This is a genomic window from Rheinheimera pacifica (assembly GCF_024809855.1).
GTDB classification, from domain to species: Bacteria; Pseudomonadota; Gammaproteobacteria; order Enterobacterales; family Alteromonadaceae; genus Alishewanella; species Alishewanella pacifica_A.
Window position 1 is genome coordinate 134,916 of sequence record NZ_JANUEM010000009.1, and the last position, 15,079, is coordinate 149,994.

Below are 15,079 nucleotides of genomic sequence, written 5' to 3' on the forward strand. Positions count from 1 at the left end.
CAACTGCTGATGTGTCGAAAAATAAAGAAAGTATCGACATAAAATCTTGTTATGTCGATAGCCTCGACATAAACTGCAAGATATACAGTATATGTCGAAAGTTGCCGGGTATTTGAACATGACTTGGAAAGCCGATCAGCCACATAATCACTTGCCTCTTTTACCTCCCGCAGTTGGGCTTATAGAAACCAAGGTGGTATTAAAGGCGTGTATTCCTGCCCGTGCTGCGCTTGCTGAATTAAAACAGGCAGGAGCGTTGTTACCAAACCAAGGTATGTTAGTCAACTTACTCCCTCTGCTGGAAGCAAAAGACAGTTCTGAAATTGAAAATATCGTTACCACCACTGACCGATTGTTTCAGTATGCACAAGAGGACGCAGGGGCTGATATGGCAACAAAAGAAGCTCTGCGCTACAGAACTGCGCTGTATCAGGGTTATATTCAGCTTAAAAACAAACCTTTATGTAGCGCCACCGCTATTGAAGTATGCAGTACTCTAAAGCACAGCCAGATGGATATTCGCAAAATGCCGGGCACTGTTATTGCTAACCAAGCCACAGGTGAGATTATCTATACGCCGCCAGCCGGAGAGAATACCATTCGTGATCTACTCAAGAATTGGGAGCAGTTTTTACATGCAGAGGACGATATTGATCCTCTGATCAAAATGGCTGTTGGTCATTATCAGTTTGAAGCCATTCACCCGTTTTATGACGGCAATGGTCGAACCGGGCGCATTTTAAACGTCTTATATTTGTTACAACAGAACTTGCTGACATTACCAATTTTATATTTAAGCCGTTACATTGTGCAGAATAAGCAGGATTACTACCGGCTGCTGAACCAGGTAACAAGTGAGCAAAACTGGGAAGAATGGCTGCTTTTTATGTTGCGGGGTGTAGAGCAAACGGCGATTTGGACTTGCGGTAAAATTGCTGCTGTTAAGATTCTGCTTGAACTGACTACAAGCTATATTCGGCAGCAGTTGCCTAAAATATATAGTTATGAGCTCGTACAACTGATTTTTGAGCAACCTTACTGTCGTATCAGTACTTTGGTCGACAGCGGGATTGCACGGCGACAAACAGCGTCAGTTTATTTAAAGCAGTTGGTCGAAGTGGGTGTGCTGAAAGAGCTTTCCGCAGGTAAGGAAAAATTGTTTGTACACCCAAAGCTAATGCAGCTGATGACTCAGGACAATAATGACATTAATCCGTATTAGCTGTGGGTATACAGTCGTCATAACAGCAGAATGTATCGGTGTTGCCCATACATGGGTTCTGACTTTGCTATTGCATAGCGGTGTGTAACTGCAATAATGCCGCAGCAAGTTCAGCGCTATCTGGTGGGTTACAGCCCTGACGGGTGATATTTAAACTGGCAGCAAGCATGGCCTGTTGCAGGCACTGGGTTAACTGAGCGGTGCTGATTTGCTCTGCTGTTGGCAGGCCCAGTTGTAGCAACGATGCCAGCAAATTAGCCCAGAAGGTGTCACCGGCGCCTACGGTATCAACAAAAGGCGTGGCCGGAATAACCGGCAGGCTGATCCGGTGCTGTTGCCAGTACAGCGTAGCGCCTTTGTCGCCTTCAGTTAGTGCTACTAAAGCAGTGGGGGCAGTGGCACGCAAGGCGGCAAGGGCATCGCTGGTGCTAAGTGTGGGATACAACAGTTGCAAATCTTCATCACTGGCTTTAATAAACTGGCTTTGTGCAGTAACTTCAGACAAAAAAGCCCGGTAGGCGGTAATATCTGATACGGCATTAAGCCGCACATTAATATCAACGCTGATTAAAATATGCTGCGCCGCAGCCGCTTGTAACACCATGCGGATACGCGGTGCGTCTTGTGGCTCCAGCGCCAGCGATCCCAGGTGTAACAGTTTGCAGTTGCCTGGTAAAGCAGCAATTTGTTGTTCTGCACTGACAGCCCGGTCAGCAATGCCGTTGCGATACAGGCTATACTGAGGCTGTTGCTGAGCATCGACACTGACCATGGCCAGTGAAGACGGTGCACTGCTGAAAAACGGCAGACCATAGCGGGCGCCGTTGTCGGTTAGGTAACGGGCAAACTGCTGGCCAAAATGGTCTTGCGATAACGGAGATATATAACAGACGTTGATAGCCCGGCGGGCAGCGCCTATTACCACGTTAAATGGGGAGCCACCAAGATATGGCCGGTACATACCGTGTTCTGCTGGCATTATATCGACTACATTCTCTCCAATTACTGCAAGCATAGGGTAATCCTGTTATGTTAAGTGGTCGGGTTTGTGGTGGGCAAAGGATAGCCGTAAAACATCGCAATTAACGCAAAATCATATAACTTAATCAATTAAGATGATAGCAAAAATAACAACAATGACAACGAAACTAACCCTGAAAAGGGTCGCCAAAACCTTAGGTGTTTCTACTGCGACGATCTCTAATGCTTTTAACCGGCCGGATCAGCTTTCCGTGGCGCTACGGGAGAAAATACTCGCCGCCTGTAATGAGCTGGGCTATTTAGGCCCGAATAAGGCGGCACAGTCGTTACGTACCGGCAGTTCCGGCATAGTGGCAGTGATTTTGTCTGACTCGTTGGAATACATGGTGAGCGATCCGGTAGCCAGCCAGTTTTTGCAGGGAGTGAGCCGCGAGCTGGAGCGCCATCAGCTGCATTTGCTGCTGTTTTCCGGCCAGGCCACTAATCTGGAGGCGATCAGCGATTTTGTCGATGGTTTTATTTGTTATGGTGCACCACGTAATACCGCTTTAATTGAGCAGTTACGTCGATCACATAAGCGGGTACTGACTGTCGATTTTGACTTACCCGGCCGCCCGTCGGTAAATATTGACAACGAGCAAGCTGCTTTTGACAGCGCCATGGCTGTGCTGCGGGGCAATGATATAGTTGCCGTACTGGGCTTACGTTTAATTGATGCTATTACCAGCCGGCCCGTGGGGGATACGCCAATGTGGGATAACCAAAGCTCTATAGCGCACCGCCGCTTAGACGGTTACCAAAGGGCAATGCAGCAGCACGGCTTAACATTGGCTACAGGTTATTTGTGGCATATTCCGGAAAGCAATCAGGATTATGCCAGCGAGGCCGCCAAAGCCGTGTTGGCGATGAACCCGAGGCCGACAGTTTTGCTGTGTATGAGTGACCTGATCGGCTTAAGTGCAATGCGCGAAGCGCTGCAATTGGGGCTGAGCATTCCAAAGGATATCCGGGTAGTAGGTTTTGATGGCATTGAAGAAACACAGCGCTACCACCCGACGCTTACGTCGGTGTGGCAGTTTAGTGATGCTAAAGGCGAGGCTGCAGTTCGGGCATTTTTAAGTGCGGACGACAGCTCACAATTGTTACCCTACCAGCTGCGCCTGAGTGAGAGCAGCTAGTTAACCCTCCTCAGCTATAAAACGCTTTGGTACAAAGCATTCAGGCTCTGGCTTTGCGCGGCTTCACCGGCCGCTTGCCAGTGTACAGTGGCGTCTAAGCTGGCTAACTGAATATGCAAACTGGCGCAGTGGCCCTGATAGTGCCACTGCAACTGGTAAGTTTGCTCTGTCAGTTGCTGGCTAAATGTACCGTTAAATGCCTGCATACTGCGGCGCAATTTAATCAGTTGGCACAGAGCCTGTACCACCGGCTTTTGCAACGCTTGCTCTACTTTGGCGGCTGTTAAATAAGGCCGGCCAATATCGCGGCCTACCCGGCTTTGTTGTAACAGTTCAACATCGTTTGGCATGGCCAGCAAACCAGCGTAGTAAATTTGGCTAATGCCGGGGCAAAACAGCTGAATGGCGCGGGCCAGCAAGTATTGTTGGTCATTCTGGCCCAGCGCATCGTAAAAGCTGCAGTTCACCTGATATAAGTCAACATTGTTAGCGGCATTGCCGGTAGCCAGTTTTGAGCTGCCTTTGCTGTTGGCATGAATGGTTTCTACCAGGCTGTCTAATTCTGGATCGGTGAGCAGGCCCGGTTGGCCCTGATAATCGGCGGCGTCAACAATACCAATGCCATCGTGAGTATCCAGTACCGTTATGCAGTTGCGTGGTGCGATATCCAGCCAGTGCTTCAGTGCATCGGCATTGCGGTTGAATAAGGTATGCAGTACCAGCGGCGGCAGGGCGAAGTCGTATACCAGATCACAGCGGCGGGCGATCTCAATCTGGGTTTGGTGGTAGCCATGTATTTCTACCAGACACACCATGCCGCGGGCTTTGGCTTGTTCAGATAACGCCGCAATAAACTCGAAGGTTTCCGGCAGCATAAAGCAGCGGGTACCGGCTTTTTTAATGGCGTAACCGGCGGCATCCAGGCGGATATATTTCACACCGTTTTCAGTAAAGCGATCTAAAATGGCCTGCAGATAGGCTTTACCGGCAGTTGAATTAACATCAATATCAATCTGGTTGGCGGTAAAGGTGGTCCAAAACGGAATTTTCCGGCCATCGTTTAAAGCGATATCGGTAAAAAACGGTGTTGGCCTTGGCCGGTATACGGCAGCAAGCTGCTCTGCCGGGGCATCAGCAGCAAACACTTTGTCACGGGTTAAAAACAGCGGCCAGTAAGGCGATGCTTCGCCCTTTTCCAGTACATCGGTAAATTGCGGTGACTGCGCCGACATATGGTTAACAATCATATCGGCCATTAGCGGGTAGTCTTGGGCTAAAGTGCGGATGTCGTTCCAGTCGCCCAGCCTGCTGTCTACTGCGGTATGATCGGTAGGGTCAAAACCGGCGTCTTCGCCGTCTATCGGCGGATAAAACGGCAGTAAGTGTACGCCATCAAACAAGCCAGCCAGCGGGCCTTGCAGCATAGTATGTAAATCTTTGATTTTTCCGCCGCTTAGCCGGTCTATGTAGGTGATCAGCTGGATTTGGTTAGCGTTGTACTGACGATTCATGGCAGATATCCTGAAAAAAAATTTGCTTCTTAAACGATTAAGATATAGCTTTAAGCCAACGGACAACTTTGTCAACCCCCCGGTTAATAATAAAAGCGGGTGCCGGTGCCAAAGTGTATCGTGCCAATAAGCCTTTGCAGAGCGGTGCGCTTACACCCACTGTGAAAGGTGATATAAACGGGGAACACTATGCTTACTACGCAAGCGAAGCGTCAGGCTGTCGGGGCAGCTGTGACGTTAGATCGCGCCGTGGGTTTGCAGCGCCAGGTGCGCTGGATGACCTACCTGATGTTTTTTGTCTTTGCCATGACCACCGATGCGGTGGGCGTGATCATTCCGGAGGCGATGGCGGAATATCAGTTAACGATGTTTCAGGCCAGTGCCTTTCACTACGTACCCATGTTGGCCATTGGTCTGGCCGGTTTATTCCTTGGCCGCCTGGCCGACAAACTGGGCCGCAAAAAGCTGATTATCGTTGGCCTAAGCCTGTATGCGGTATCTTGCTATGTCTTTATGGCTGGTAACAGTGCACTGTTTTTTATCTTATTAATGGGCCTGTGCGGCCTGGCAATTGGTATTTTTAAAACCGCTGCACTGGCGTTAATTGGCGATATCAGCCCTGACAACCAAAGCCATACCCGAACGATGAACACGGTAGAAGGCTTCTTTGCTATTGGTGCTATTGTTGGCCCCGCCTTGGTTGGCCTGATGATAGCCGCCTCTATTCACTGGACATCGTTGTATTTACTGGCCGGTTTGTTATGCACCCTGTTAGTGGTAATGTCGGCACGGCTGCCTTATCCGCCGTATCAGGCAGTGGCAGAGCAGGTATCACTGCGCCGTTCTATGTTGTTATTAAAAGATCGCTATGCACTGGGTTTTTCGCTGGCAATAGCGCTGTATGTTAGCTGTGAAGTAGCAATATTTGTTTGGTTACCCACCTTACTGGCCGGTTACGATGGCCGCTGGAGCTTATTGGCCGCGCAAGCTATTACAGTATTTTTTATTCTGCGTGCGCTGGGGCGTTTTCTCGCCACCGCTATTTTAAACCGCTTTTGCTGGAGCAGCGTGATGGCAGTGTTTACGTTGTGCATTTTTGTCTGTTTTGCTGCCAGTATGCTGGGCGGTAAAGACGTTGCAGTATGGCTGATGCCACTGTCTGGTTTGTTTATGTCGATGATTTACCCCACGCTGAATTCTAAAGGTATCAGTTGTTTTACCCGACAACAGCATGGTGCTGTAGCAGGGTTAATTCTGGCTTTTACTGCGTTGGCTGCGGCGGTAGCCCCGGCGTTAATGGCTGTGCTGGGTGATTGGGCTAACGATGTTACTGCCGGATTTTATCTGGCCACGCTGTTTTCTGCCATGTTAGCGGCTGTCATGCTGTACAACTGGTTGAAACAACCAGCGAAAGCCCGGTTAGAGCAAATGGCCAGCTAACAGGCTTTTTCAGTTAACTAAGCTTAAACGATTAAGATTATATAAAAGACTATCGGAATATATACCCAATGGATTTCGACATGCACGTAGGCGGCAAGGCCGGGCATCCCCATGAGCTTAGCTATTCTAAGTGATTGGGGTGAACGGGCGTAGCCAACAACCGTGCATTTTGAAAGACGACGGGTATACAGATAGCCATTTCAACACGGGAGATAGACAATGCAAAAAAATAAACTAAAACCAGCTTTAGTGGCTGCAGCGGTAAGTGTGGCGCTGGCAAGTACATCGCTGCTGGCGCAACAGGTTGATAATGCAAGTGCAGGCGAAGCACCTGCACAGGCAAATAGCGAAGCCGCCGGTTTGGGCTTTGAGCGTATCGTCATTACCGGTGCAGTGTCGCGTAACCAAACAGTAATGCAGTCCAGTGTGTCGGTTAGCAGCCTGACGCTGGATGATATTGCCGTGGCTACGCCGCGTAGCACCGCCGAGATATTCCGCATGCTGCCGGGCGTGCGCAGTGAAGCCAGCGGCGGCGAAGGTAATGCCAATATTGCCGTGCGCGGTTTACCGGTAGCGGCGGGTGGTGCTAAGTTTCTTACCCTTCAGGAAGACGGTTTGCCGGTAATGCAGTTTGGCGATATTGCCTTTGGGAATGCTGATATTTTTCTGCGTGCTGATGCCAGCCTGGCACGACTGGATGTGATCCGCGGCGGCTCGGCCAGTACCACTGCCAGTAATTCTCCGGGCGGTATCATCAATTTTGTCAGTAAAACCGGCGAAGAAAACGGCGGCAGCATCGGCTTTACTACCGGGCTGGATTACGACAGTTTCCGCACCGACTTTGACTACGGCGGCGATATCAGCAGCGACATGCGCTTTCATCTGGGCGGTTTTGTCCGCCAGGGCGAAGGCGTACGTGACCCAGGTTATCAGGGCGAAAAAGGCTTTCAGTTAAAGGGTAACCTGACCAAAGAATTCGATACCGGCTATGTGCGGTTGTACGTTAAGCATTTAAACGACAAAGCTACCAGCTATATGCCGATGCCAATGTATGCCGATGGCAGTTCGATACCCGGTTACAACGCAGGTTCTGACACACTGCAATCGGTATATTTAACCCAGACGGTGCGTTTAAACGGTGCTAACCAAATCTCCCGCGGTGATCTGCGTGATGGTATGAACCCTAAAGTTAGCAGTGTAGGCGCAGAAGCGGTGTTTGATCTGGCCGAAGGCTGGACACTGGAAAACCGCTTCCGTATTAACGATGTCAGCGGTAACTTTAATACGCTGTTTCCGGCAGAAGTAGGCAACGCACAAGGCATTGCCGATAGTATCGCCGGTGCTGGTGCCAACTTAACTTATGCTGTAGGGCCTAATGCCGGTGAAGCCTACACGGCAGAAAACGCCATGCGCATTCACACCTTCGATATTGAAATAGACGATTTTGGCTCTATCGTTAACGACTTAAAGTTGTCGCGCCGCTTTGGCGAGGTTGATGTGAACCTGGGTTACTACATTGCTGATCAAAGCATCAGCATGTCGTGGTTATGGAACTCGTATTTAATGGCATTAAAGGGCAGTAATGCTGAGCTGCTAAATGTTACTGCTGCAGATGGTACGGCATTTTCCGAACAGGGCCTTACCGCCTATGGCGTACCGTTTTTTGATAACTGCTGCCAGCGCAACTACGACACCGACTACAGCATTAAAGCGCCTTATGCCGGTGTAAGCTGGGCTTTTGGTGATTTGTCGCTGGATGCCAGTATCCGCCGCGATATCGGCAGTGCCTCTGGCACTTATGCCGGTGCGGTGCAAAGCAGCCGCGATATGAACGGTGATGGCGTCATCAGCCAGGTAAAGCAAAGCGTATCGGGTATCGACTTAGCCAATGCCAGCATCGTTAACTACAGCTGGGGCTATAATTCTTACTCGGCCGGTGCCAATTATCAGTTTAATAAAGACTGGGCTATGTTTGGCCGCATCAGCAAAGGTGGGCGTGCCAATGCCGACCGCTTATTATTTGGTAAAGTGAATGCCGATGGCAGCGTTGCCAGAGAAGATGCCGTAGATGAGGTTACCCAGTATGAGCTGGGCAGTAAAAGCCGGCACGGTAATTTAAACCTGTTTGCTACCTTGTTTTTTGCCGAAACCGAAGAGCAAAACTTTGAAGCTACCAGCCAGCGCTTTTTCGACCGCACTTACAAAGCGCACGGTATAGAGCTGGAAAGCAGCTACCGCATCGGCGATTTTGATATGCGTGGCTCTGTTACCTGGACCGATGCCGAGATCAGCAAAGATGCACTGAACCCGGAAGTGGTAGGCAATACACCACGGCGCCAGGCCGACTTCGTTTATAACCTGCTGGCGCGTTACTTCTTTGAGCAAGCTCAGTTTGGTGTCAGCATTATTGGCACTACTGCCGCCTATGCCCAGGACAATAACGATTTGAAATTCAGCGGTTATACTCAGGTAAATGCCTTTGCCAGCTACAATCTGGCTGAAAACCTGACAGTGTCGCTGAATATCAACAACCTGTTTGATGAAATTGGCCTGACAGAAGCCGAAGAAGGCTCTGTGCCTGGCAACGGCATTATCCGTGCCCGCACCATCAATGGCCGCAATGCATCTCTGGGCTTAGCGTATCGGTTCTGATCCACCAGCCTGATACTAAACGGCGGGCCTTTGCCCGCCGTTTGTTTAATTTGCGGTTCACTTCAATATGCTAACATTCACTGATATTCTCAGCTTAGCGGAGTGAACTATGCAGCCGAACATGCAACAGCTCAATAAAACCCTGATTAAACAAAGCTCTTATATCAACGGTAGTTGGTTACAGCATACTGATACTTTTGAAGTGGTTAACCCGGCCAACCAGCAGTTACTTGCTAAGGTTGCTATTGCTGGTGCCAACGAGGCTGAACAAGCCGTGCTGGCAGCCAACAGTGCTTTTACCGGCTGGGCAGCAAAACCGGCTGCAGAGCGCGCGCAGCTGCTGCAAAGCTGGTATCAGCTGGTAATGCAGCATCAGGACGATTTAGCCCGCCTACTCACGCTTGAACAAGGCAAACCGCTTAGCGAGGCCAAAGGCGAAATAGCCTATGGCGCTTCTTATTTACAATGGTTTGCCGAAGAAGCCAAACGCTTATACGGCGATACCATACCGGCACCCTCCAACGATAAACGCATTATTGTGCAGCGCCAGCCAGTTGGGGTAGTGGCCGCGATAACACCCTGGAACTTCCCCAACGCTATGCTGGCACGTAAGGCCGCCGCTGCATTGGCAGCAGGTTGTACCTTTGTCGTTAAACCTGCACACCAGACACCGTTATCCGCGCTGGCGCTGGCTGAATTAGCCCACCAGGCCGGTATTCCGGCCGGAGTATTTAATGTGGTAGTGGGCACAGATGCCAAAGCCATTGGCGAGGTATTTACCGGGCACACTAAGGTAGCTAAATTCAGCTTTACCGGTTCTACCGCAGTGGGTAAACAGTTGGCAAAGCAATGTGCCGACAGCGTAAAACGGGTAACCATGGAACTGGGCGGCAATGCGCCCTTTATCGTATTCGACGATGCCGACTTAGACGCCGCTGTGCAGGGGCTGATGGCGGCCAAGTTTCGCAATGCCGGCCAAACTTGTGTTTGTGCTAATCGTATTTTGGTGCAGCGCGGCGTATATCAGGCCTTTGCCGATAAGCTTGCCATTGCTGTTACCCAGCTGAAGGTAGGCGATGGTTTAAACAGCGATAGCCAAATTGGGCCATTAATTGATGGCAAAGCGGTAGAAAAAGTAGAAAAACTGCTGCAAAGCGCGCTGGACGATGGCGCTAAAGTGCTACTGGGCGGTCAAACCCACAGCGCCGGTAAGCAGTTTTTTCAGCCGACTTTACTAAGTGATGTCAGTGCGGATATGGCCATCAGCCGTGAAGAAATCTTCGGCCCGGTAGCGCCGTTAATGGCGTTTGATACCGAAGCTGAAGCAATAGCGCTGGCCAATAATACCGAATATGGCTTAGCGGCCTATTTTTACAGCCGTGATATCGGCCGGGTGTTTCGTGTAGCGCAAGCGTTGCAGTTTGGTATGGTGGGTATTAACGAGGGTATAGTGTCCAACGCCGCAGCGCCCTTTGGCGGCATTAAACAATCGGGCTACGGCCGCGAAGGCTCTAAATACGGCCTGGATGATTACACCGATATAAAGTATTTGTGTTTGGGTGGCCTGTAGCAGATCCATCATGCGTCTATACCTTGATAAAGGGAATATCGGCTGCCTGTGCTTTTAAGTGGGTCCGGTAGGGAGTTATCAAGATAGTTGTAGGCAACTTCCGGTGTATGCTGATTATTTAGTGGCAAATGCGGTGAAATGGCAAAACCCTGTTGTTGCCACTGCGGCGCATAGCTAAGTTTTAATAAATTGGTGGCGTTATCCAGTGCCAAGGTGGCTATGACATCATCACCATAAGTTACCTTGAGTTGGTATGCGTCGATTTTTGCCATCATCAAATCCACTTCCTTTCACCTGAGATGGAAGTCGCTGCCGACGCCAGCTCTTTTGAAGTCAGTTTAATGCCCAAGCCGTTTAACACGGAGAATACCGCAGCTAAAGTGCAATTCGCGTTGCCGTTTTCAATACGTGACAAGGTGTTAATGCCAATCCCACACAGCGCCGCACAGTCGGCCAATTTAATGCCAAATTCTGTTCGCTTCGCTTTAATCAGCTGCCCTAATACCTCGGCGTTTTCGATAAATACTGAATCAGGCATGTCTGAAGCCGTTACTTTTTTAGCCATGATAGGAGGGGGCTTCCTGCTTTAATAATCACCATAGCTGGTGATTATAGTCAGGCTTTGAGATATTTCAAATATAATCACTGATAACGGTGAATATAAAGATGCGGTGCAACGGCTATTTAAAAAATAACCGATAATGGTGATTAATTGTTATGTTGTATTAGAAAGAGCCCTGTATCTGCAGGTAGTTAACAGGGCTCTTAGCTGGTCGTTAAAGAAAGGAAATCTATTCCACGTTTTGGATCTGCTCGCGCATCTGCTCAATTAACACTTTAAGCTCCACTGCCGCATTGGTAATGTCGGTGCTGATGGCTTTGGATGACAGGGTGTTTGCTTCGCGGTTAAATTCCTGCATCATAAAATCGAGGCGCCTGCCACAGGCGCCGCCTTTTTTCAGCGTGTGGCGGGTTTCTTTAATATGGGCATCAAGGCGGTCGAGCTCTTCAGCCACGTCTGATTTTGACGCTAAAAACGCCATTTCCTGCTCGAGGCGGCCTTGGTCTAAATCGGCTTTAATTTCATTTAAACGGTTGGTGATACGGTCGCGTTGCCATTGCATGGCCTGTGGCAGGTGGCTGCGTACAAAGGCCACTTGCTCGCCAATGGCAGTTAAACGCTGCTGAATCATCTGCTCGATAGCATCGCCTTCGCGGCCCCGGCCGGCGAGAAAGTCTTGCAGGGCGGCGTCAAAGCCAGCCAGCAGTTCGCCTTGCAGGGCGTCTAAGTCTTCGGTTGGCGTTTCCATTACACCGGGCCAGCGCAGAATGTCGGCAATGTTTAATTGTGCTTGCGGAGCTTTTTGCAGCAACTGCTGGGCTTTTTGCAGCAATTGTTCGGCAAACACGTCGTTTAAGGTTAACTCACCGGCGGCCTGGTTGGCATGGTAGCGCAGGTTTACTTCTATTTTACCGCGCTGCAGGCTGTTACGGAGTTTGTCGCGCAGCAGGCTTTCTAAGCCGCGAAACTGCTCCGGCAAGCGGAAGTACGACTCCAGATAACGCTGGTTTACCGAGCGGATCTCCCACTGGGCGGTGCCCCAGCTGGCTTTGGTTTCGTGGCGGGCGAAGGCAGTCATACTGTGAATCATAAGGGTTCCATTGGCTTCTGACGAACATCTTTAGGGGCTAGTTTAGCATTGATGTTAACGGCATACACGCTTGCTAATGACAATTAATGTTTGAGTCTATTACAAGTTTTCGGCACACTCAAAATGTGTCGGTATGCCGCTTTAGCCAGAAACACCAATTTAAGGATTGGATTATAGTATGAGCTTATTAACCCGGTTTAGCCTGTTTCTGTCGTTAACTACCTTTAGCTATCCGCTGTGGGCTGAAGCTTCCGGGCTGGAGTTTTCCAGCTTTGAGCAACAGCTTATGAGCACCATACTTAATGCTGAGCAACCCCGTGAACAGGTATTCCGGCAGCTTAATAATATGCAGGCACAACTGGCAGAGCAGCCTCTGGCTAATCAGGCATTGTTGTATTTTCATTTGTGCCGGATGGCTCCGCGGTTAAAAGAGCCGGTTGAACCCTATTTTCAGTCATTAACACAGCTGGAGGCGCAGTTACCTGCGTCGCAAGGGCTTGCTGCGCGTTATCTTTGTGAGACTAAACGCGAGCAAAATATTGAAAATGCTGAGCGTATTACTGAGCTTACACAGCTTGCCTACCAGCACCTGGCACCAAACGATGCACCTGCCTTTGTGATGTGGATGACGTATGATCATGCCGAGCGTTTACTGGAGCAAGGCGACTATGAAACCGCTTTAAACGTGATTTACCGGTCGTTAGAAATTGCTGAGGTTAATCATCTGCAAGAATGGCAGGGAGAGAGTTTAGGACGTTTATCGGTGATACAGAGCGCGTTGGGCTTGCAAGCTGAAGCATTGCAGAACAATCAACGGGCTCTGGATCTGGTGTCGCGCCCTTATAATGTCAGTAATTTGATGCTTCATCGCGGCTATATCTTAATGAAAGCGGGCGACCGTGAAACGGCAAGTATGCATTACCATCAATTACTGGAAAGTACTAAGGATTCTGATCCGGAAACCTATATTATTGCCGGTACAAATCTGGTGAACCTATACCAGCAGTTGGATAAGTATGAACAAGCTACCACACTTGGTAACGAATTGCTGAACAGGGCTGCTGACTATGGTGACGAGTATTATCTCACCTATGTCAAAATTGCGCATGCGCCAAACTTGTTGCATGCAGACGATTTGGCCGCAGGTACAGCGCTTTTTGACGAAGCGGTGCAGTGGCTTGAGCAGGGCAGTATACGGGAGCCGCTACCCGACTTGTTGCAGCGTTGGGGGCAGGCACTATTTGATGAAGATCATCCGCAACAAGCTTATAGTGCCCTGAAGCAAAGCATGGAAATTCAGCGTGAACTTGACAAATTGCAGCGCCAAAATGATGCGCTACTTGCTGCCGCACGTTTAGCGACAGAGCAAAGCCAGCGGGCGCTATCGCAAAGTCAGCGTGATAAAGAACGTGTTGATGCCGAGTTAGAGCGTAACCAATTGCACAATAGATTTATTCTTACTGTTTTGCTTGCCATCATAGTATTAAGTGGTGTTATCGCATTTTTTTACTGGCAAATGCGTAAGGCGAACCGCTTGCTAACTTATGCCAGTACTCATGACCCTTTGACCAAGGTCCACAACCGGCGTTTTTTCGATACTGTGGTGGCACCACAAGTATTAGATGGTAAACCCTTTTTGCTGGTTTCTTTTGATATTGATCATTTTAAAAAAATTAATGATACCTACGGCCATTTTGTTGGTGATGAAGTATTAATTGCTACCAGCAGCCGGTTACGCAATTCAATACGCCAGAATGACTACATTATCCGCTGGGGCGGTGAGGAGTTTTTAATGTGCCTGCGCCACCCGTCAAACTGCGGGCATGCAGTAGGTTTTGTCGAGCGGATGCTGAATGATTTCTCCCAATCGACAATTACAACCTCTAAAGGGCCGTTGCAGGTTACTGCTTCTATTGGCTTCAAAGTAGCGCAGTGCCATAGCTTAAGTGAGCTGGAGGGGTTACTCAGTGACATTGACCAGTACCTGTACCGCGCCAAAGAACATGGGCGAAACCGAGCCTTTGGCCAAACTGATATGCAAGAGGCTGTCATCGAAGTGCAATTGTCGTAGCAAACAATGGCCGCAACATTTCAGTGCCAGCTCTGGTATAATTGCCAACTATTCACTCATTCAGTAAAAAAGGATCTCCTTATGCGTCCAAGTGGCCGTACAGCTCAGCAAGTTCGCCCTATCACTTTTACCCGTCAATTTACCGCTCATGCTGAAGGTTCAGTATTGGTTGAATTTGGCAATACCAAGGTGATTTGTACCGCCAGCGTTATTGAAGGAGTGCCACGCTTTATGAAAGGCCAGGGTAAAGGCTGGGTAACGGCTGAATACGGTATGTTGCCGCGCGCCACGCACACCCGTAATGACCGCGAAGCGGCACGGGGCAAACAGGGCGGCCGCACCATGGAAATTCAGCGCCTTATTGGCCGCGCACTGCGCACCGCAGTGGATTTAAAACTATTGGGTGAAAATACCATTACTATCGATTGTGATGTGATTCAGGCCGATGGTGGTACCCGCACGGCTTCTATTACCGGTGCTTGTGTGGCGTTGGTAGATGCACTAAACCATATGCGTGCCAAAGGCATGATTAAAACCAACCCGCTGAATTTTATGGTTGCTGCGGTATCGGTCGGTATTTATAAAGGCACAGCGGTAGCCGATTTAGACTACGCCGAAGACTCAAACGCCGAAACGGATATGAATATCGTGATGACTGAAACCGGCAAAATTATTGAAATTCAGGGAACTGCCGAAGAAGCGCCGTTTAGCTTTGAAGAAATGCAGCAGATGATGGATTTGGGCAAGCATGCCATCCGTGAAATTATCGACGAGCAAAAGCGCGTACTGGCTTAAGGCTGAT

The 15,079-nt window shown here is 49.5% G+C and carries 12 protein-coding genes; 7 read left to right on the plus strand and 5 right to left on the minus strand.

What is annotated here, in order from left to right:
• Nucleotides 1-91: 91 nt before the first annotated feature.
• The gene (gene fic, locus M2404_RS12985) at nt 92-1,222 is read left to right on the plus strand and encodes a protein adenylyltransferase Fic (protein ID WP_310503091.1); all 1,131 of its coding nucleotides are present in this window, start codon (nt 92-94) and stop codon (nt 1,220-1,222) included.
• 67 nt (nt 1,223-1,289) lie between these two features.
• Here the strand turns inward: fic and M2404_RS12990 are convergent, their stop codons facing one another.
• Complete coding sequence (locus M2404_RS12990; RefSeq protein WP_259240177.1) at nt 1,290-2,237, minus strand: PfkB family carbohydrate kinase; 948 nt, start codon at nt 2,235-2,237, stop codon at nt 1,290-1,292.
• A gap of 121 nt (nt 2,238-2,358) precedes the next feature.
• On the opposite strand from M2404_RS12990, the gene M2404_RS12995 reads away from it, so the two are divergent.
• Complete coding sequence (locus M2404_RS12995) at nt 2,359-3,381, plus strand: LacI family DNA-binding transcriptional regulator (RefSeq protein ID WP_259240178.1); 1,023 nt, start codon at nt 2,359-2,361, stop codon at nt 3,379-3,381.
• A 14-nt stretch (nt 3,382-3,395) separates the two neighbouring features.
• Here M2404_RS12995 and gtfA read toward each other — a convergent pair whose 3' ends face one another.
• The gene (gtfA, locus tag M2404_RS13000; protein ID WP_259240179.1) at nt 3,396-4,892 is read right to left on the minus strand and encodes a sucrose phosphorylase; all 1,497 of its coding nucleotides are present in this window, start codon (nt 4,890-4,892) and stop codon (nt 3,396-3,398) included.
• A gap of 189 nt (nt 4,893-5,081) precedes the next feature.
• On the opposite strand from gtfA, the gene M2404_RS13005 reads away from it, so the two are divergent.
• The 3 genes from M2404_RS13005 to M2404_RS13015 all read left to right on the plus strand — a co-directional run bounded on the left by M2404_RS13005 (nt 5,082) and on the right by M2404_RS13015 (nt 10,554).
• Nucleotides 5,082-6,332 carry an MFS transporter gene (locus tag M2404_RS13005; RefSeq protein ID WP_259240180.1) on the plus strand — a complete coding sequence of 417 codons (1,251 nt, stop codon included), beginning with the start codon at nt 5,082-5,084 and terminating at the stop codon, nt 6,330-6,332.
• 219 nt (nt 6,333-6,551) lie between these two features.
• The gene (locus M2404_RS13010; protein ID WP_259240181.1) at nt 6,552-8,984 is read left to right on the plus strand and encodes a TonB-dependent receptor domain-containing protein; all 2,433 of its coding nucleotides are present in this window, start codon (nt 6,552-6,554) and stop codon (nt 8,982-8,984) included.
• A gap of 109 nt (nt 8,985-9,093) precedes the next feature.
• Nucleotides 9,094-10,554, plus strand: coding sequence for an NAD-dependent succinate-semialdehyde dehydrogenase (locus tag M2404_RS13015; protein ID WP_259240182.1), 1,461 nt, complete (start codon nt 9,094-9,096; stop codon nt 10,552-10,554).
• Between the two features lie 8 nt (nt 10,555-10,562).
• Here the strand turns inward: M2404_RS13015 and M2404_RS13020 are convergent, their stop codons facing one another.
• The 3 genes from M2404_RS13020 to M2404_RS13030 form a co-directional block, all read right to left on the minus strand.
• On the minus strand, nt 10,563-10,829 hold the full coding sequence (locus tag M2404_RS13020) for a HipA N-terminal domain-containing protein (protein WP_259240183.1): 267 nt from the start codon (nt 10,827-10,829) through the stop codon (nt 10,563-10,565).
• Nucleotides 10,829-11,119: a helix-turn-helix domain-containing protein gene (locus M2404_RS13025; protein WP_259240184.1), complete on the minus strand. Its 291-nt coding sequence runs from the start codon at nt 11,117-11,119 to the stop codon at nt 10,829-10,831. Before M2404_RS13025 ends, M2404_RS13020 begins: the two co-directional genes overlap by 1 nt.
• A 226-nt stretch (nt 11,120-11,345) precedes the next feature.
• Nucleotides 11,346-12,206, minus strand: coding sequence for a YicC/YloC family endoribonuclease (locus M2404_RS13030; protein ID WP_259240185.1), 861 nt, complete (start codon nt 12,204-12,206; stop codon nt 11,346-11,348).
• A gap of 178 nt (nt 12,207-12,384) precedes the next feature.
• Here M2404_RS13030 and M2404_RS13035 point away from each other — a divergent pair, with 178 nt between their 5' ends.
• Nucleotides 12,385-14,277, plus strand: coding sequence for a GGDEF domain-containing protein (locus M2404_RS13035; RefSeq protein ID WP_259240186.1), 1,893 nt, complete (start codon nt 12,385-12,387; stop codon nt 14,275-14,277).
• A gap of 81 nt (nt 14,278-14,358) precedes the next feature.
• On the plus strand, nt 14,359-15,072 hold the full coding sequence (gene rph, locus M2404_RS13040; RefSeq protein WP_259240187.1) for a ribonuclease PH: 714 nt from the start codon (nt 14,359-14,361) through the stop codon (nt 15,070-15,072).
• The last annotated feature ends 7 nt before the right edge of the window (nt 15,073-15,079 follow it).